Consider the following 18189-nt stretch of genomic DNA (forward strand, 5'->3'; position numbering starts at 1 on the left):
TGGATGTCAACCCGAATTCTGGCATTAGATACTGCTACCGAAGCCTGCTCTGCCGCACTCTGGGTAGAGGGTCAGATACACAGCGTTACTGAGATCTGCCCGCGTGAGCACACGCAGCGTATTTTACCCATGGTTCAGCAGATGCTGGCTGAAGGTGGTGTTTCCCTGCAACAGCTTGATGCCATTGCATTCGGGCGCGGGCCGGGCAGTTTTACCGGTGTGCGCATCGGCATTGGTATTGCACAAGGCCTTGCTCTGGGTGCAGATCTGCCGATGATCGGTGTTTCCAACCTGTTGGCTATGGCTGAGGGGGCACACCGCGTGCACCAACATACTCAGGTATTGGCCGCTATTGATGCACGAATGAATGAAGTCTACTGGGGTCAGTATCAGCGTACTGCCGATGGCCAGTGGCAACTTTTGGGTGAAGAGCAGGTACTGACCCCCGATGTGGTTGATACTCAATTGGTCAGCGCTGCGGGAGTCTGGGCTAAAGTGGGTACCGGTTTTGAAACATACCCAAATTTGGCAGCCAACAGCCCTCTTAACCTGATAGGTAGTGATGTTTTACTGCCAGAGGCGCAAGATATGCTGCCATATGCACTACGTTGCTTAGCTAATGGCCTAACAACCGCCGTTGAAAATACCGTTCCTGTCTATTTGCGCAATAACGTGGCATGGAAAAAACTCCCCGGTCGTGAATAATCGTTTTACCGTAGAGAACGTCTATTACTTATACACTTAACGTTAGCGTAAACGTTAAGTGATCTCTTGCATGATTTTTCATACAGATAAACAGATGTTTGAAAAAGTAGTGTTAATTTATTGTTAATGTCAGGTTTGCCCTGTAGAGTAGTGCTTGTCGTTAGAGCATTTATCCTATAGCAACCGGATTATGTTGCGTAAAGCTAGCCCGGGGTCTCCTCCTGAGGCATGGCATACAACTATATTTGTGAGGAGACTTACCGTGGAAAAGGTCTGGCTTTCTAGTTACCCTGCTGATGTTCCAGCTGAAATTAATCCTGATCAATACTCATCTCTGGTCGACTTGTTTGAGCAGGCCATACACCGTTATGCCGATCAGCCCGCTTTCGTTAACATGGGGCAGGTGATGACATTCCGTAAGCTTGAAGAGAGCAGTCGGGCATTTGCTGCTTACTTGCAAAATACCCTCAAGCTGCAAAAAGGTGACCGTGTTGCCTTGATGATGCCGAATCTGTTGCAGTACCCGATAGCCCTGTTTGGTGTATTGCGCGCGGGTATGATTGCCGTTAACGTAAACCCACTGTATACCCCACGAGAGCTTGAGCATCAGCTCAATGACAGCGGCGCTAAAGCCATTGTGATTGTTTCAAACTTTGCGCATACCCTAGAAAAAGTGGTGTATCAGACACCGATTAAGCATGTCATTTTAACCCGTATGGGTGACCAGTTGCCGATGGCAAAAGGGACGCTGGTGAACTTCGTTGTGAAGTACATCAAAAAAATGGTGCCAAAATATAATCTGCCTGATGCCATTTCATTCCGTGCAGCACTGCGAAAAGGGCGCTTCCAGCAGTATGTAAAACCGGAAATTGTCTGTGATGATATCGCCTTTTTGCAATATACCGGGGGTACTACCGGCGTATCGAAAGGAGCAATGCTGACTCACCGCAATATGGTTTCTAACGTCTTACAGGCAAAAGCGGGTTATTCACCGATTCTGGAAGAGGGCCGTGAGCGCGTTGTTACCGCTCTGCCGCTGTATCATGTGTTTGCGTTGACAGTAAACTGCCTACTGTTTTTAGAGATGGGCGGCAAGAATCTGTTGATTACCAATCCGCGCGATATTCCGGGGTTTGTTAAAGAGCTGGCGCGTTACGACGCTACTGCTATTACCGGCGTTAACACACTGTTTAATGCGCTGATCCACAATGAAGATTTCCGTGAAATTAATTTTTCTGCCCTACGGTTAACCGTAGGTGGCGGCATGTCGGTGCAACGGGCTGTTGCCGAGCAGTGGCAAAAACTGACCGGAACCAAGTTACTTGAAGGCTATGGCCTGACAGAGTGCTCACCGCTGGTGGCCGGCTGCCCATATAACCTCAAAGGGTATAACGGTGCTATCGGTTTACCTGTACCTTCAACCGACATCAAACTGGTTGATGATGATGGGCACGAGGTGCAAGACGGTGAAGCTGGCGAGTTGTGGGTCAAAGGCCCGCAAGTTATGCTGGGTTATTGGCAGCGCCCTGAAGCAACGGCCGAGATATTGAAAGAGGGCTGGTTGGCGACTGGTGATGTTGTGCGCATTGACAACGAAGGCTTCATGCGGATTGTTGATCGCAAAAAAGATATGATCCTCGTCTCAGGGTTTAACGTCTACCCGAATGAGATCGAAGATGTGGTGGCACATCATCCAAAAGTGCTGGAAGTGGCAGCGGTTGGTGTGCCGAGCGAAGCGTCGGGTGAAGCGGTTAAGATCTGCGTGGTGAAAAAAGATCCGTCATTGACGCGTGATGAGTTAATCGCGTATTGTCGGAAAAATCTCACCGGCTATAAGTGCCCGAAAATCGTTGAGTTTAGGGATGAACTGCCAAAAACCAACGTGGGCAAGATCCTTCGTCGGGCGTTGCGCGAAGAGGCACAAACTCTATCAACAGTATCCGTTGATGATGAGCCAGAGCAGGCCAAAGCCTCGTAATTTGTGCTGATGTAATACTCGTTTAGCTTGAAACGCCGGCAGTTGCCGGCGTTTCTGTTGTCAATATCCGTGAATGACACCGGTCTGAGGGTATAGCCACAGACAAGTGTATTGATATATATAAACATGCTCTAATGGATTCTTGCCAAGATATACTAAGGTTACAAAAGCCCTATTTAGGGCGGTCTCTTTAGGTATTTCGAAAGCGCCTTTGTCTGATGTCCATGCGGCAACGGGCATTCAAGAAGACATAGCATAGTGGAAGAGAATATTGTTGTGGATTACCGATTAATAACTACTGATGCCGATCTGCTTGAGGTTTGCCAGCGTGCAGCAACTTGTGATCTGGTTGCCATTGATACCGAATTTGTGCGTACACGCACCCTCTATCCACAGCTTGGCTTAGTGCAGCTGTTTGATGGGCAGCATGTTTCCTTGATCGATCCGCTGGCGATGTCAGATTTGACACCACTGCGTGATTTGCTGGTTAATCCGGCAATCACCAAAGTGTTACATGCCTGCGGTGAAGATCTTGAGGTTTTTCAGCACTATTTGGGGGTAATGCCAACACCTATGCTGGATACACAGATCATGGCTGCGTTTCTTGGCCACCGTATTTCAACCGGCTTTGCCGCATTGGTGGCTGAGTATCAGGGTGTCGAGCTGGATAAAGGCGAATCACGTACCGACTGGCTGGCTCGCCCGTTAACAGAAAAGCAGTGTCACTATGCCGCTGCCGATGTTTATTATTTGCTGCCGATGTTTAAAACGCTGCTGGAAAAAGTGCAGCAGAGCGGGCATATGGGCGCAGTACAAGCTGAGTGTTTGCAGGCGGTATGGCGTCGTAGCCAAATTACCCAGCCAGAGCTTGCTTATCGCGATATCAGTAATGCATGGCAGCTGTATCCGCGTCAGCTAGCCTGTTTACGTTTGCTGGCAAAATGGCGGATTGAAGAGGCTCAGCGCCGTGATTTGGCACTCAACTTTGTGGTTAAAGAGCTGAGTTTATGGAAAGTTGCCCGTTATCTTCCGCAGACCATGAGTGATTTAAATCACCTTGAGCTGGAAAATCCGGCAATTCGTTTTCATGGCCGTACGATGTTACAAATGGTTGATCAGGCTAAAAAGCTGCCTGAAAGTGAATGCCCTGCAGCACTGAGCCGTTTGGTAGATAACCCAGAGTACAAAGCAACACTTAAAGAGATCAAAGCGTTTATTGGTACTCTGGAAACGGAAACCGGTTTAAGCAGTGAACTGCTGGCATCACGCCGTCAAATTCACCAATTACTGAGTTTTGCATGGAAATCAACAGAGCATGTTGACTGTGCGAAAAGTGATCAGGATCTACCTGAATTACTGTCAGGATGGCGCGGAGAGTTGATGGGCGAGCGTTTACAGAAATTATTGAGTAAGTCAGCGTAAACTGACTCACTCAACGGATGCGTAGAAGAGCTTTTTAATTAAAAATACGGTAATTAAGGGCTCTTTTTCGCATCATCCTCTGGCAGAGTGACATTCAATTCAAGTATTGAAATATCGTCGCCCTTTTGCTCCAGTTGCACGGTGACATGTTCTGGATCAATCTGAATATATTTACAAATCACGGCGAGAATATCTTGCTTCAATGCCGGTAAGTAGTGAGGCTCACTGTCTCCACGTCGACGTTCAGCAACAATAATCTGCAAACGCTCTTTCGCGATGCTTGCTGTCTGCTTTTTATGCGACAGGAAAAAGTCTAGGAGCGCCATAATTTATCCCCCAAACAATCGCTTTAAAAACCCTTTCTTCTCTTCGTCAAGGAAACGGAAAGGACACTCATTTCCCAAAAGGCGCTCAACGGTATCTAAGTAGGCTTGGCCTGCTTCAGAGTCTTTATCAAGGATAACAGGTTCACCTTGGTTCGACGCTCGCAATACGGAAGGGCTTTCAGGAATAACACCAACCAGTGGAATACGCAAAATCTCTTCAACATCTTGCACACTCAGCATATCACCACGGGTTACCCGCTCAGGGCAGTAACGCGTCAGCAGCAGATGCTCTTTAATCGGCTCAAGACTCTGCTCTGAACGACGTGATTTCGAGGATAAGATCCCCAAAATACGGTCAGAATCTCGGACAGATGAAACTTCAGGGTTAGTTGTGACAATGGCTTCATCAGCAAAATAGAGTGCCATTAGTGCACCGGTTTCAATACCGGCCGGTGAGTCACACAACACATAGTCAAAACCCATGCTGTCGAGTTCATTTAATACTTTTTCTACGCCTTCACGGGTCAGCGCATCTTTATCACGGGTTTGTGAGGCGGGCAAAATAAACAGGTTTTCAACCCGCTTATCTTTAATTAACGCCTGATTCAGGCTGGCATCACCTTGAATCACATTCACAAAATCGTATACCACACGGCGTTCGCAACCCATGATCAGGTCAAGGTTACGCAGGCCGATATCAAAATCAATAACAACGGTTTTTTTGCCCTTCAATGCTAAACCAGTGGCAATGGCCGCGCTTGAAGTTGTTTTACCAACGCCCCCTTTCCCAGAGGTTACAACGATGATACGTGCCATGAGGGGTTCCTTGTCAAAAAGAGCCTATTTCAAAGAGCTTCAAAATGAATATTATCTTCTCGTAACGTAATGCGAGTTGCCTTTTGCCACACCGAAGAGGGGATCTGATCACTCAGCGCATATTGCCCTGATAACGACACCAGCTCAGCTTGCAAATTCAGGCAAAAAATACTGCCATCGGTTCGGCCATCCGCACCGGCAATTGCGCGCCCGCGCATTACGCCGTAAATATGAATATGGCCGTCAGCAATTAATTCCGCCCCCGGGCTTACATGACTATTGACGATAAGATCACAATTTTTCGCATAAATTTGCTGCCCAGATCGTACCGGAGTGTTAATTACCTTCGTATGCGTAATAACGGGTGCGACAGGAGCAGGTTGTTCCGGTTTTGGCTCTTTTATCTTACCTTCACTCAGAATAGGCAACCCAGCGCGTCGAACGCTCTCTTTTTGTTGACTATCAGTGCAGCCGCTTACGCCGACTAAAAATAATCCGGCTTCACGAATCGCACGTTTTAGAAATTTAAAATCTGCTGATTCAGTAAGATTTGCCACATTTAATACCACAGGCGCACCTTGAAAAAAGGCGGGTGCTTGCCGCACTTTTTCTAAAAGCATTTGCTTAATTTGGTTTTGATCTGTGCTGTGCAAATGGACAACAGTGAGGGTGAAATTCCCCCCTTTCAGATCTACAGGGTATTGTGACATAAATTGGTTTCGCTTCTCCTGCGCGTCCTAGCTATATTAGGCATGACAAGAATATAAATCGTTTATCTTAACATGTTATAGTTACAACACGGCTTACGCAAGAAAACATAAGGGATTCCGTCGAGATGTGGTGCGCAATCTACAAAAGTATTAAACGTGAAGAGACCTATTTATTCCTAGAGAAAAGAGATGATTTTTCACGGGTTCCGGCTGAATTACTACAAGGCTTTGGAACGCCACAATTAGTTATGCTTTTTCCCTTAAACGGCTCACGAAAATTAGTTCATACCGATGTGAATAAAATGAAAACCGTGCTGGCAGAGCAGGGTTTTTATTTACAACTTCCTCCGCCAAAAGAGAATTTATTAAAACAACATCGTGCGGAGTTTCAAGCAAAAGTAACACCTGATACAAAATAGTTGCAAACAGCTGATTGCGGCTTATTAACAAGCATAACAAAATGGCGATAACACGGGCATCAAAGGGTTAGGCGTGTTTATTGTGATGATAATGTGGTGATAAACAGAGTATAAAAAATGAAGCTTTCATTACTTTCACTCATCGGTATGAGTCTTTTATTAACCGGCTGCGCTTCGGGGCAGTCTGCCCGTTCTGTTCCTGTGCAAACTGAGCAAGCCGCAGCACTGGCAACCTTTCGAGCAGATCGTACACCGGCTGACTTTGCCGAGTTTATTCAGCATCTCAAGCAACATGCACTTGCTCAGGGTATTGCTCCGGCAACGGTAGAGCAAGGTTTTACGGATGTGTATTTTTTAGAGCGCGCAGTGAAGGCCGACAGAGGCCAGCCTGAGTTTAAGTTAACGTTAGACCAGTATCTGCAAAAAAGCCTGACCCAGAGTAAAATCCAAAAGGGGCGCGAGATGTATCAGCGCTACCACTCACAACTGATGCCGATTGCAGCAAAATACGGTGTACAACCACAGTATATTATTGCGTTGTGGGGCACTGAGAGCAGTTTTGGGCGCTTTACCGGTAAAGAGAATGTGATCTCTGCATTGTCAACACTGGCTTTTGAAGGCCGCCGAGAGGTCTTTTTTACTAAACAGGTGATGGCAGCTCTGCAAATTCAGCAAGAGGGGCATATCTCTCCGACCTTGATGAAAGGCTCGTGGGCCGGTGCGATGGGGCAGTGTCAGTTTATGCCGACCTCTTTTTTGACTTATGCCGCTGACGGTGATGGTGATGGGCATAAAGATATTTGGAACAACGTACTAGATGTGTTTGCATCAACTGCCAATTATCTCTCAACCGAAGGGTGGAATGATCAGCTAAGCTGGGGTGAGAAAGTAGAACTTCCTGCTGGTTTTAACCGTGAGCTTGCCGGTACGAAAACCGCACAGGGTAAAACGGTAAAACAGTGGCAGGCATTGGGTGTGAGTATACCTAATGGGGGTTCTCTACCGCATTTAACCGAGCAGGCATGGTTGGTGTTACCCGATGATATTAACGGTCAGTCTCTGCTGGTATATAACAATTACCGAACACTGATGCACTGGAATCGCTCTTACTATTTTGCAACCAGTGTGGGTATGCTGGCAGATGCGATTGTTACGCCATAGATTGTTGCGCCATAAATTGTTGCGCCATAAATATCGCCACTATTATGGGCAGGCCTAAAGCACATTATTATTGCGTAAAGGGCTACAGCTAAGGAGGGTTGTCTATGTATCAACATACTGATTGGCAGGGAAAGCCGCTTGCTATTCCCATAGGAAAAGTGGTGTGTGTCGGGCTAAATTATGCTGACCATGTTAAAGAGATGGGCAGCGCACGAGCTGCTGAACCAGTGCTGTTTTTAAAACCGGATACTGCGCTATGTAATTTACGCCTGCCGGTTGTATTACCGGTAGGGTTCGGTGAGGTACACCATGAAGCAGAAGTTGCGGTGCTCATTGGTACGCCATTGCAAAATGCCACTATAGAACAGGTTGCTGATGCCATTTGGGGTTACGGGATCGGGTTAGATCTGACGCTGCGAACCTTACAGGCTGAGTGTAAAAAAGCAGGTCGTCCGTGGGAGAAGGCCAAAGCCTTTGACGGCTCTTGTCCGGTATCCGGTTTTGTTCCTGCCGCAGAGGTTCATAACCGGCAGGATCTGCCTTTTTCGCTGACCGTCAACGATCAGGTTTGTCAGCAGGGAAATACGGCAAATATGCTGACGCCTATGCTTGAGTTGATCAGCTATATGAGCCGCTTTTTTACCCTGAAAGCCGGTGATATTATTTTGACCGGAACGCCGGAAGGGGTTGGCCCATTGTGCCCAGATGATCAATTATTGCTGATACTGGCGGGAAAAGAGCTTCGTACATCAGCGCAAGAGAGAAAAAGATAACAATCCGTCTGCTAATTAACGGTGGCCTAAAAAAATGCCTGTTCAGATTGAGTGCTGAACAGGCATTGTTGTTTTTGTACCCGCTTTCCTAAAAACAGTAGTTATCAGGAAAGCGGCAGTGGGTTATGCCCCCGCTTTTTTACCCGCAGGTTTTTTTGCGCGGGCAGCCCCTTTACTTTGTGTGTGATGACCACTATTGCTGTGGTTATGGGCACTTTTCCCACTCTTTCCCGCTACACGCTTATCTGCACGTTTTTGTGCTGATGGGGCATGCGTTGATTGTGTATGAGTAGATGCGGTTGATTGAGTTGCCGCCTGTTCTGCGGCTCGTCGCCCTTGACGGTTGGTTGGTTTTGCCCGAGAGGCTGCTGGAGTACTGGCTTTAGGTTGATCTCTATTTACACTGTTACCCTGAGTATTGTTTACCGGTGTTTTTTTACCATTAGGTTTCACCGATTGGGCTTTTGCCGTAGAGCTAGCGGTGCTGTTAGCATGCGCTTTTGCGTGCGGAGTTTGAGGTTTTCCTGTGCGTCCGGCCTCTTTTTGCTGGCCGTTACTACGCTGGTGAGTGATATCACTGTGTTTGGTCAGCGCAGCACGCGTGCCTTTTTTCATGCTGTCAGCATGCTGAATTTCGCGTGCCGAGGCGGGCGGAATAAGGTGTTGAGGGCCAGTACCAATCAGACGCATCAGCCCCATATCACGCAAAGCCTGACGGATCATCGGCCAGCCAGCCTGATCATGATAACGCAGCAGGGCTTTATGTAGGCGGCGTTGACGCTCCCCGCGTGCTACTACAATATCCTCACTCTTGTAATCAACTTTACCCAGCGGGTTTTTACCGGAGTGATACATAGTGGTGGCATTGGCCAGCGGTGATGGATAGAAATTTTGTACTTGATCAAGCCGGAACTTGTTCTTTTTCAGCCACAATGCCAGATTCACCATGTCTTCATCACGCGTACCGGGGTGAGCCGAGATAAAATACGGGATCAAATATTGCTCTTTTCCGGCCTCTTTAGAGTACTGTTCAAACAGCTCTTTAAAGCGATAATAAGAGCCCATACCCGGTTTCATCATCTTAGAAAGCGGGCCTTCTTCGGTGTGTTCCGGTGCAATTTTGAGATAACCGCCAACATGGTATTTGGCCAACTCTTTGACATAACGCGGATCTTCTACTGCCAGATCATAGCGTACACCTGATGCGATCAGGATCTTCTTAATCCCCTTGAGGTCACGCGCCCGACGATACAGCTTAATGGTCGGCTCATGGTTAGTATCCATGTGCTGACAAATATCAGGGTAGACGCAAGAGGCGCGGCGGCAGGTTTGCTCGGCACGCGGGCTTTGACAGCGCAGCATATACATATTGGCTGTCGGCCCGCCCAAGTCAGAGATAACACCGGTAAAGCCCGGGACTTTATCGCGGATCTCTTCAATTTCAGAGATAATAGAGTCTTCTGAGCGGCTTTGAATAATCCGGCCTTCGTGTTCGGTAATCGAACAGAATGAGCAACCACCGTAGCAACCACGCATGATGTTGATTGAGAAACGGATCATGTCATAGGCCGGTATTTTTGCTTTGCCGTATGAAGGGTGTGGAATACGCTGGTAAGGTAAACCAAAGACACCGTCCATCTCTTCGGTTGTCAGCGGAATGGCCGGCGGGTTGATCCACACATAGCGGTCGGCATGTTTTTGCATCAGCGCACGGGCACAACCTGGGTTGGTCTCGTGGTGCAAAATGCGTGATGTATGCGCATACAGCACTTTATCATTTTTTACTTTTTCGTAGGAAGGCAGCAAAATATAGGTCTTTTCCCACGGTTTCGGACGCGGGGGCTGCACAACAATCGCTTTTGCCGTGTTCTGTTTTTCCGCATTTGCCTTCGTAACATCGGATTTTGCAGAATCAGCATCCGTTGCACAGGGGGCATCTTCCATATACGGGTTAGGGATAGGGTCAATGTGGCCGGGTTGATCAATGCGGGTTGAATCAACACCTTTCCAGTCGAATAACGCCTCTTTACGCATAACCGCAGAGCCGCGAATATCCTGCATATTTTCAACTGTTTCACCGGCAGCAAAGCGGTGGGCAATTTCAATCAGCGGGCGTTCGGCGTTGCCGTAAATCAGAATATCGGCTTTCGAATCAACCAATACCGAGCGGCGAACATTGTCTGACCAGTAATCATAATGTGCGATACGGCGTAGACTAGCCTCAATTCCACCAATCACGACAGGGGCTTCTTTGTAGGCCTCTTTGCAGCGTTGGGTGTAGACTAAGACAGCACGGTCGGGGCGTTTGCCGCCTACGTTATCGGGAGTGTAGGCATCATCGTGGCGCAATTTTCGATCAGCGGTATAGCGGTTGATCATGGAATCCATATTACCGGCAGTGACACCGTAAAACAGATTCGGTTTGCCCAACTTCATGAAGTCATTTTTATTTGTCCAGTCGGGCTGTGCAATAATACCGACACGGAAACCCTGAGCCTCTAGCATACGGCCGATAATGGCCATACCAAAACTTGGGTGGTCGACATAGGCATCACCGGTCACGATAATAATGTCACAGCTATCCCAGCCTAGTTGATCCATCTCCGCACGGGACATGGGCAGGAAAGGGGCTGTGCCATAACATTCTGCCCAGTAACGTGGGTAAGAAAAGAGGCTGCGCTCCGGCTGGATCAGGCTTGTACTCATGTGGCTTATCGCTCCGGTTAGTCAACGGCGTATACTACAAAGAAAGCGCGCGATTATACTCTTTCTGTTCGTATCGTGCGAATAAGCTTTTATACTGGGTGATATTAACGCGTGTAAAAAACACCTTTGGTGTGCTCCTGATACGATGGGCACCGTTTTTTCACGTGAGTTTAGCGGCCTTTATTTTACGCTTTTGAAAACATCATGCGCCGCCGTTTTGGGGGTGCGAACCTTTTAAGTGAAGTATTTAACTCTATGACTGAACACGCATTTTGGCAAACCAAAACCCTTGATCAAATGAGCGACAGCGAATGGGAAGCGTTGTGCGATGGCTGCGGACAGTGCTGCTTACACAAGCTCATTGATGCCGATACTGATGAGCTGTACTACACCAACGTTGCCTGTGATCAGCTCGATTTACAAAGTTGCCAGTGTCGTAACTATGAGAACCGGTTTGAGTTTGAGCCTGATTGCATCAAACTCACGCGTGACAATATGCACAGCTTTGAGTGGCTGCCAGCAACATGTGCTTATCGTTTAATTGATGAAGGCAAATCACTACCACAGTGGCATCCGCTGGTATCGGGTAACCGGGAAACCATGCATAAAGCTGGTGTTTCTGTACGTGACCAGTGTGTTTATGAAATTGATGTGGTTGACTGGGAAGAGCACATAATGAATAAGCCCAAGCATGTGCGATAAAATGACATAAGTAATAAGGGAAAGTAAATAATCCGGCCATGTGGATAATTCAGTGATGGGAATTATCAGGTGATACCAATAACATCGGCACGGTTCTTCCCCGTATTTGTGACCACAGTTGAATGATCAACAGTAAAGATGAAACATAACCAGTGTCAGAGTCCCGTTTTATGATGTTAAAGCCACACGATCAGTTTCAGGTGACACCGGCAGAAATGGCGGTAGGGCGTGTTATTTTAGCGCCAATGGAAGGGGTGCTTGACCCGTTACTGCGTGATTTACTGACGCGAATCAACGCCTATGATCTGTGTGTGACTGAGTTTGTGCGCGTGGTTGATGCACTGCTGCCTGAGCATCTGTTCTATCGCTTATGCCCTGAGTTGCATAGTGGCGGGTTGACGCCATCAGGCACGCCAGTTCGGGTTCAACTGCTTGGCCAATCGCCTGAGTGGTTGGCTGAAAATGCAGCCCGTGCGGTAGCACTTGGCTCACAGGGGGTTGATTTAAACTGCGGCTGCCCTTCGAAGAAAGTCAACGGAAGTGACGGTGGAGCGTCACTGCTCAAAGACCCTGACTTAATCTACCGGGCGGCCAAAGCCATGCGTGATGCCGTACCCAGAGATATGCCGGTGACGGTAAAAGTTCGTTTAGGCTGGGATAGTACCGATCACAGCATGGAAATTGCCGATGCCGTACAGCAGGCAGGGGCAACGGAAATTGCGGTTCATGGCCGGACAAAGGCCGACGGCTATAAGGCAGATAAAATTAATTGGCCGGCAATTGGTATTTTGCGCCAGCGTTTGAAAATTCCGGTGATTGCCAACGGTGAAATTACCGATTATGCCTCGGCACTGCGTTGCCGTGAGCTCACTGGCTGTACGGATTTGATGCTGGGCAGGGGTGCACTGAATGTGCCAAATTTAGCGAATGTGGTGAAATATAACCATCCTCCGCGAGTCTGGGCCGAGGTGGTTGAGCTGTTGCTGGCATACACGGCGCTGGAAAAAAACGGCGATAAAGGTTTTTATCACTCAGCGCGTATTAAGCAGTGGTTCAGTTATTTACGCAAGCAATATGCTGAGGCTGATGCGTTGTTTGCGCAGATACGAACTTTGCAACGGGTTGATGAAATGGTCGCGGTGCTTTCTGCTTCACAGAAACAGGAAAAATCGGTTTAATCCGTTTAATCATTAGCTCGTGATGCAGTGGTTATCTACTCTGTAAGGTTTATGATTTTTTATTTCCCTGCTTCTTGTTTTTTAACGGTAACATGGCCAGATAAATAAACCGGATAACTCAATAAAAAACAGGCTGTAGTCACAGCCTGTTTTTTTGTTAATTATGTAGCTCATCTAAAGAGAGTCAGCAGGTGAATCAACCCGCTAATCTTACCGCCACAGTGAACGTTTTTCCTTCCCAAGCAATAGCCCTAATGCGATGAGAACCGACACAATCAGGTAGGCGGCAAAGATAAATACTAGCCAGCCGGGCATGGTGATATTCAGAAAATGCCACTGATCTTGCGCGCAATCACCGTAAGCTTCAAAAATGCCGGGAACCCACTTATTCAGCGGTAGCCAGCTAGGAAAGCGCACCATAAAATCACAGGTTTGAAACGGTGATGGGTTAACCTGAAGTTGATTATGCTCCCATGCCAGCATAATACCCTGCCATGCGCTGTACATCCAAAGTACAATAGCTGACCAGCGAAACACTGGGTTTTTCGGGTTACACAAGCCAAGCAGTGCCGCACCGACAATACCAAACAGCGCAACTCTCTCATAAATACAGAGAACACACGGTTCTAGCTTCAGGATATGTTGAAAATAAAGCGCAGTTAACTCAAGCCCCGTGGCGGTTAGTAGCATAAGAAACCACGATAAGCGAGTTGTAGAGAAGCGGTAAAGAGTATCCCACATAATGCTTTAATAGATCCCTGTTATTCAGATAGAGCGTAACGTTTGCATTATTGCAGTTTACACATAAAAAAGGCTCTGGAAATAGAGCCTCATAAGAAAATATTATATTACAGCTTGTATTGTTATGCTGTTAGTGCGCTGCCGGAAGTGCATTCACATTGAGCAGTGCGGTATTTGCTTCGTTCGATAACCAGTGCCACTGATAGAAAAGATCAGTCATTGGCTGTAGGGTAAACTCGACGCAAAATAGCCCAACTAGCGTTAGTACAATGGTATAAGGCAGCGCCATAATCACCATTCGCCCATAAGATAAGCGCAGCAGCGGTGCAAGTGTTGAGGTGAGCAGAAATAAAAAGGCGGCTTGCCCGTTCGGGGTGGCAACCGAGGGTAAATTGGTACCGGTATTAATTGCCACTGCCAGCAATTCGAACTGTTTCAGGCTTAATGCGCCATTCATCAATGCGGTTTTTGCTTCGTTGATATATACCGTACCGACAAACACGTTATCTGATACGGAAGACAACAGGCCGTTAAACAGATAAAACAGCGTCAGCTGGTGGGAAGGGGATGCCTGTAGTACAAAATCAATAATCGGTTTAAAAAGCTGTTGATCAATGATAACGGAAACTACGGCAAAAAATACGGTCAGCAGGGCGGTAAACGGCAGAGACTCTTCAAAGGCTTTACCCAGTGAATGCTCATCAGTAATGCCACAAAATGCCGTTGCCATGATAATCACGGATAACCCGATTAACCCTACCGCCGCAAGGTGCAATGCTAAGCCGACAATCAGCCAGATGCCGATCAGCGCTTGTACCCACAGTTTTACCGTTTCTTGCTTGGTTCGGCGGGTATCTTGTTGATGATCAAAATCGAGCAAAATCTGGCGAACACTGCTTGGCAATTGATCGCCGTAACCGAATATTTTAAAACGCTCAACCAGATAACAAGTGAACATTCCGCAGATAAATACCGGTACAGTTACCGGTGACATGCGCAGTAAAAACTCGGCAAAATTCCAGCCGGCACGGTCAGCAATGATCAGATTCTGGGGTTCACCCACCATGGTCATCACACCGCCGAGTGCAGTACCAATGGCGGCATGCATCATCAGGCTGCGTAAAAACGCCCGGAAATTGTCCAGATCCTGCTTACGCTTTTCGTCATTGAGTTTACTGTCATTGCTGCTGTCGTGCTCATCGGCCACACCCTCACCCGAGGCGACTTTGTGGTAGATAGAGTAAAAACCGACCGAAACACTAATAACAACGGCCACCACAGTTAACGCGTCAAGAAATGCGGATAAAAATGCGGCAACAAAACAAAAAGCCAGTGAGAGGGTAGTTTTTGATTCAATTTTAAGCAGCAGTTTTGTAAATACAAACAGCAAGAGCTGCTTCATAAAGTAGATACCTGCCACCATAAAAATCAGCAGCAACAGCACTTCAATATTTGCCACCAACTCATGTTTCACATGCTCGGGGCTAGTCATGCCAATGGCAATCGCCTCAATTGCCAGCAAACCGCCCGGTTGAAGTGGGTAGCATTTGAGTGCCATGGCAAGGGTAAAGATAAATTCTGCGATCAGTGTCCAACCGGCTACAAACGGGTCAACAAAAAAGAACAGTATTGGGTTGATGATCAGGAAACAGATAATGGCCAGTTTGTACCAATCCGGCGATTTTCCTAAGAAATTTCTAAGAAACGCGCGGGAGAACGTGATTTCCATGAGTATTTTCTCGTTATCAAGGCTGTGACGTAAAGTGTCTGAGACAAAATGTCTGTAACGTATATTGTAGGATGTTAGCAGAATGACAAATTGATATAGCTCAGTCTAGCGCTGTATAACAATAAAACATAAACAAAACATATTGTTGCACATGGCGATAAGGTAAATAAGTTGTGCGTTATTTTGTAATGAATCGTGAGTAAAATACTGTTTTTTGAACTTAATCGCGGTATTTAAAATGAATCAGTGATGCATGTAGATCATATGATTAATAGTGAATAATTTCACTAAATGGGTCTTTCAACATATTTACGATAATTTGCCACTGTTATTCAGTATACTGCCGAGTTTTAATGTGTGTTATAGCTATTACATTTGCGGTCATCTGGTATGATGAGCTCAAGCAAAAGATAAAATAAATAGATGGATAACGAATACCATGGTAATTAAGGCGCAAAGCCCCGCCGGATTCGCAGAAGAGTACATCGTTGAAAGCATTTGGAATAACCGTTTTCCACCCGGATCTATTTTACCGGCGGAACGTGAGCTGTCAGAGCTGATAGGTGTAACCCGAACCACACTGCGCGAAGTATTGCAACGTCTGGCCCGTGATGGCTGGTTAACCATCCAGCATGGTAAGCCGACAAAAGTGAATAATTTCTGGGAAACGTCAGGGTTGAATATCCTTGAAACGTTGGCCCGACTCGATCATGACAGTGTTCCTCAGCTGATTGATAATTTGCTGTCAGCCCGTACCAATATCTCCTCGATTTATATTCGTGGTGCACTGCGTAACAGCCCTGAGCGTGCGTTATCACTGTTGCACGAAATCACCGCTATTGATGATACGGCAGAAGCTTATACTGATCTGGATTACCGTGTTTTTCAGGGGCTGGCGTTTGCATCCGGCAACCCTATTTATGGCCTGATCCTTAATGGCTTGAAAGGCCTATACTCACGGGTTGGCCTGTATTATTTCTCGAATCCTGATGCCCGTAAACTGGCTGCTGATTTTTATACTCAACTGGCTGCCATGTGCGAGAACAAGCAATTTGACACTATTTTTGCGCTTGTCCGCCAATACGGTATTGATAGTGGTTTAATCTGGCATGGCATGCGTGAAAATATCCCTGAGGATATTGCCGATCATCGCCGTTAATCGCTGATTTAGCCACATTGAGTTCAAATCTATATGAAACGGCATGTGTAGACATGCCGTTTGGGTTTTTTGCCGCGTACTCACTAAATCTGAAAACTACTGTCACCGGCTCTTGGTGGGCAACGTTCAATTAACTCAGCTTTTCCTTCGGCATTAACCTCTTCCAGATAAACATCAAACCCCCACAACCGATAGATATGTTTCATCACCTCTTTACGGCTTTTTGCCAGTGGCACGCGATCATGCATAACATGCCGTAACGTAAGTGAACGATCACCGCGCAGTGCCACATTCCAGACCTGAACGTTTGGCTCTAAATTACTCAGGTTGTACTGTGTAGAGAGTGCTTCGCGGATTTTCCGATACCCTTCATCATTGTGGATCGCGGGGATCTCAAGATAATTATTTCGATCATTATCCAGTACCGAGAAAAACCGGAAATCACGGATCAGTTTTGGCGATAAAAACTGGCTGATGAAGCTCTCATCTTTAAAGTTACTCATGGCAAAGTGTAGTGTTTTAAGCCAATCACTTCCGGCAATATCTGGGAACCAGCGTCTGTCCTCTTCGGTTGGCTCTTGGCAAATCCGTTTTATATCCTGAAACATAGCAAAACCAAGGGCATACGGGTTAATACCACTGTAATACTTACTGTTGTAAGGCGGCTGATAAACCACATTGGTATGGCTGTGCAGAAACTCAAACATGAAGCGGTCGGTCAGTTTTCCCTCATCATATAAATGGTTAAGAATGCTGTAGTGCCAAAAGGTGGCCCAGCCTTCGTTCATCACCTGCGTTTGCTTTTGCGGGTAGAAGTATTGGCTGACTTTGCGCACAATCCGTACAATTTCACGCTGCCATGGCTCTAAAAGCGGGGCATTTTTTTCGATAAAATAGAGCAGGTTCTCTTCCGGTTCAGGCGGGAAACGGATTTGGGTTAATTCGCTGTCTTTTTCTTTACGGGGGATCGTGCGCCACAGCTCATTGACCTGACTTTGAAGATACTCCTCACGGTTTTTTTGCCGCATTTTCTCCTCTTGCAGCGATATTTTTTGCGGCCGCTTGTAGCGGTCAACCCCGTAGTTCATCAGTGCATGGCAGGAGTCGAGGATTTTTTCCACCTCATCAACCCCATATTTCTCTTCGCAATCACTGATGTAGTGCTTGGCAAACAGTAAGTAATCGACAATTGAACCGGCATCTGTCCACGATTTGAACAGATAGTTATTTTTAAAAAACGAATTATGTCCATAGCTGGCATGTGCAATCACCAGAGCCTGCATCGTGATGGTGTTCTCTTCCATCAGATAGGCAATACAGGGGTTGGAGTTGATCACAATTTCATATGCCAACCCCATGTGGCCATGTTTGTAATTTCGCTCGGTTTCAATAAATTTACGGCCAAATGACCAGTGGCTGTAGTTGATGGGCATGCCAATGCTGGAGTAGGCATCCATCATCTGTTCGGCGGTGATAATCTCTATCTGATTGGGGTAGGTGCTTAAATGGTAGAGTTTTGCTACCCGATCAATCTCTTGGTGATATTGCTCAAGCAGAGCGAAAGTCCAGTCAGGGCCATCGCTCAGTGGTGTTTCATGGCCAATATGCGGCGGATGTGGCGCAGTGATGTGCTGTATTGTGCTGTCGTTGCTTTCCATCTTGCA

At 47.0% G+C, this 18189-nt stretch carries 16 protein-coding genes; 9 read left to right on the forward strand and 7 right to left on the reverse strand.

All coding sequences use genetic code 11. From position 1 onward, the window contains the following. Positions 1–3 precede the first annotated feature (3 nt). From tsaB to rnd, 3 genes are all read left to right on the forward strand, one after another. The gene (gene tsaB, locus AC1HDJ_RS07395; RefSeq protein ID WP_479534668.1) at positions 4–705 is read left to right on the forward strand and encodes a tRNA (adenosine(37)-N6)-threonylcarbamoyltransferase complex dimerization subunit type 1 TsaB; all 702 of its coding nucleotides are present in this window, start codon (positions 4–6) and stop codon (positions 703–705) included. Positions 706–967: 262 nt separating this feature from the next. After that, the gene (gene fadD, locus AC1HDJ_RS07400; RefSeq protein ID WP_479534670.1) at positions 968–2683 is read left to right on the forward strand and encodes a long-chain-fatty-acid--CoA ligase FadD; all 1716 of its coding nucleotides are present in this window, start codon (positions 968–970) and stop codon (positions 2681–2683) included. Between the two features lie 276 nt (positions 2684–2959). Beyond that, positions 2960–4105, forward strand: a complete 1146-nt coding sequence (gene rnd, locus AC1HDJ_RS07405; RefSeq protein ID WP_479537044.1) for a ribonuclease D — start codon at positions 2960–2962, stop codon at positions 4103–4105. A 53-nt stretch (positions 4106–4158) separates the two neighbouring features. Here rnd and minE read toward each other — a convergent pair whose 3' ends face one another. From minE to minC, 3 genes are read right to left on the reverse strand one after another with little or no spacing between them, the layout of a single operon-like run. Next, positions 4159–4431: a cell division topological specificity factor MinE gene (gene minE / locus AC1HDJ_RS07410; RefSeq protein ID WP_438622949.1), complete on the reverse strand. Its 273-nt coding sequence runs from the start codon at positions 4429–4431 to the stop codon at positions 4159–4161. Between the two features lie 3 nt (positions 4432–4434). Next, positions 4435–5247 carry a septum site-determining protein MinD gene (gene minD / locus AC1HDJ_RS07415; RefSeq protein ID WP_438622950.1) on the reverse strand — a complete coding sequence of 271 codons (813 nt, stop codon included), beginning with the start codon at positions 5245–5247 and terminating at the stop codon, positions 4435–4437. Between the two features lie 29 nt (positions 5248–5276). Further along, on the reverse strand, positions 5277–5957 hold the full coding sequence (minC, locus tag AC1HDJ_RS07420; RefSeq protein ID WP_438622951.1) for a septum site-determining protein MinC: 681 nt from the start codon (positions 5955–5957) through the stop codon (positions 5277–5279). 125 nt (positions 5958–6082) lie between these two features. Here minC and AC1HDJ_RS07425 point away from each other — a divergent pair, with 125 nt between their 5' ends. From AC1HDJ_RS07425 to AC1HDJ_RS07435, 3 genes are all read left to right on the forward strand, one after another. After that, on the forward strand, positions 6083–6376 hold the full coding sequence (locus AC1HDJ_RS07425; RefSeq protein ID WP_438622952.1) for a YcgL domain-containing protein: 294 nt from the start codon (positions 6083–6085) through the stop codon (positions 6374–6376). Between the two features lie 117 nt (positions 6377–6493). Then, entirely contained in the window at positions 6494–7537 is a 1044-nt protein-coding gene (locus tag AC1HDJ_RS07430) for a lytic murein transglycosylase (protein WP_479534674.1), read from the forward strand. A 104-nt stretch (positions 7538–7641) separates the two neighbouring features. Then, the gene (locus AC1HDJ_RS07435) at positions 7642–8310 is read left to right on the forward strand and encodes a fumarylacetoacetate hydrolase family protein (RefSeq protein WP_479534676.1); all 669 of its coding nucleotides are present in this window, start codon (positions 7642–7644) and stop codon (positions 8308–8310) included. A 123-nt stretch (positions 8311–8433) separates the two neighbouring features. Here AC1HDJ_RS07435 and AC1HDJ_RS07440 read toward each other — a convergent pair whose 3' ends face one another. Further along, entirely contained in the window at positions 8434–11016 is a 2583-nt protein-coding gene (locus AC1HDJ_RS07440; RefSeq protein WP_479534678.1) for a YgiQ family radical SAM protein, read from the reverse strand. Positions 11017–11271: 255 nt separating this feature from the next. On the opposite strand from AC1HDJ_RS07440, the gene AC1HDJ_RS07445 reads away from it, so the two are divergent. Together AC1HDJ_RS07445 and dusC are read left to right on the forward strand one after the other, a co-directional pair. Continuing rightward, the gene (locus AC1HDJ_RS07445) at positions 11272–11718 is read left to right on the forward strand and encodes a YcgN family cysteine cluster protein (RefSeq protein ID WP_479534679.1); all 447 of its coding nucleotides are present in this window, start codon (positions 11272–11274) and stop codon (positions 11716–11718) included. A 215-nt stretch (positions 11719–11933) separates the two neighbouring features. Further along, entirely contained in the window at positions 11934–12896 is a 963-nt protein-coding gene (dusC, locus tag AC1HDJ_RS07450) for a tRNA dihydrouridine(16) synthase DusC (protein ID WP_479540342.1), read from the forward strand. A 210-nt stretch (positions 12897–13106) separates the two neighbouring features. Here the strand turns inward: dusC and dsbB are convergent, their stop codons facing one another. Both dsbB and nhaB read right to left on the reverse strand, forming a co-directional pair. Next, a complete protein-coding gene (gene dsbB, locus AC1HDJ_RS07455; RefSeq protein WP_479534683.1) occupies positions 13107–13637 on the reverse strand; it encodes a disulfide bond formation protein DsbB in 531 nt (176 codons plus the stop codon). Between the two features lie 130 nt (positions 13638–13767). Then, complete coding sequence (gene nhaB / locus AC1HDJ_RS07460) at positions 13768–15366, reverse strand: Na(+)/H(+) antiporter NhaB (protein WP_479534685.1); 1599 nt, start codon at positions 15364–15366, stop codon at positions 13768–13770. Positions 15367–15805: 439 nt separating this feature from the next. Here nhaB and fadR point away from each other — a divergent pair, with 439 nt between their 5' ends. Next, a complete protein-coding gene (fadR, locus tag AC1HDJ_RS07465) occupies positions 15806–16525 on the forward strand; it encodes a fatty acid metabolism transcriptional regulator FadR (protein WP_479534687.1) in 720 nt (239 codons plus the stop codon). Positions 16526–16608: 83 nt separating this feature from the next. Here the strand turns inward: fadR and AC1HDJ_RS07470 are convergent, their stop codons facing one another. After that, positions 16609–18183 carry a SpoVR family protein gene (locus AC1HDJ_RS07470; RefSeq protein WP_479534689.1) on the reverse strand — a complete coding sequence of 525 codons (1575 nt, stop codon included), beginning with the start codon at positions 18181–18183 and terminating at the stop codon, positions 16609–16611. Between the last annotated feature and the right edge of the window lie 6 nt (positions 18184–18189).

It is taken from the genome of Plesiomonas sp. ISS29 (genome assembly GCF_056522795.1).

Excerpts from the sequence above, each read along its gene's own strand:
- tsaB (WP_479534668.1), top strand. The coding sequence starts at position 4 with ATGTCAACCCGAATTCTGGCATTAGATACTGCTACCGAAGCCTGCTCT.
- minE (WP_438622949.1), bottom strand. The coding sequence starts at position 4,431 with ATGGCGCTCCTAGACTTTTTCCTGTCGCATAAAAAGCAGACAGCAAGC.
- minD (WP_438622950.1), bottom strand. The coding sequence starts at position 5,247 with ATGGCACGTATCATCGTTGTAACCTCTGGGAAAGGGGGCGTTGGTAAA.
- minC (WP_438622951.1), bottom strand. The coding sequence starts at position 5,957 with ATGTCACAATACCCTGTAGATCTGAAAGGGGGGAATTTCACCCTCACT.
- AC1HDJ_RS07425 (WP_438622952.1), top strand. The coding sequence starts at position 6,083 with ATGTGGTGCGCAATCTACAAAAGTATTAAACGTGAAGAGACCTATTTA.
- AC1HDJ_RS07430 (WP_479534674.1), top strand. The coding sequence starts at position 6,494 with ATGAAGCTTTCATTACTTTCACTCATCGGTATGAGTCTTTTATTAACC.
- AC1HDJ_RS07435 (WP_479534676.1), top strand. The coding sequence starts at position 7,642 with ATGTATCAACATACTGATTGGCAGGGAAAGCCGCTTGCTATTCCCATA.
- AC1HDJ_RS07440 (WP_479534678.1), bottom strand. The coding sequence starts at position 11,016 with ATGAGTACAAGCCTGATCCAGCCGGAGCGCAGCCTCTTTTCTTACCCA.
- AC1HDJ_RS07445 (WP_479534679.1), top strand. The coding sequence starts at position 11,272 with ATGACTGAACACGCATTTTGGCAAACCAAAACCCTTGATCAAATGAGC.
- dusC (WP_479540342.1), top strand. The coding sequence starts at position 11,934 with ATGGCGGTAGGGCGTGTTATTTTAGCGCCAATGGAAGGGGTGCTTGAC.
- dsbB (WP_479534683.1), bottom strand. The coding sequence starts at position 13,637 with ATGTGGGATACTCTTTACCGCTTCTCTACAACTCGCTTATCGTGGTTT.
- nhaB (WP_479534685.1), bottom strand. The coding sequence starts at position 15,366 with ATGGAAATCACGTTCTCCCGCGCGTTTCTTAGAAATTTCTTAGGAAAA.
- fadR (WP_479534687.1), top strand. The coding sequence starts at position 15,806 with ATGGTAATTAAGGCGCAAAGCCCCGCCGGATTCGCAGAAGAGTACATC.
- AC1HDJ_RS07470 (WP_479534689.1), bottom strand. The coding sequence starts at position 18,183 with ATGGAAAGCAACGACAGCACAATACAGCACATCACTGCGCCACATCCG.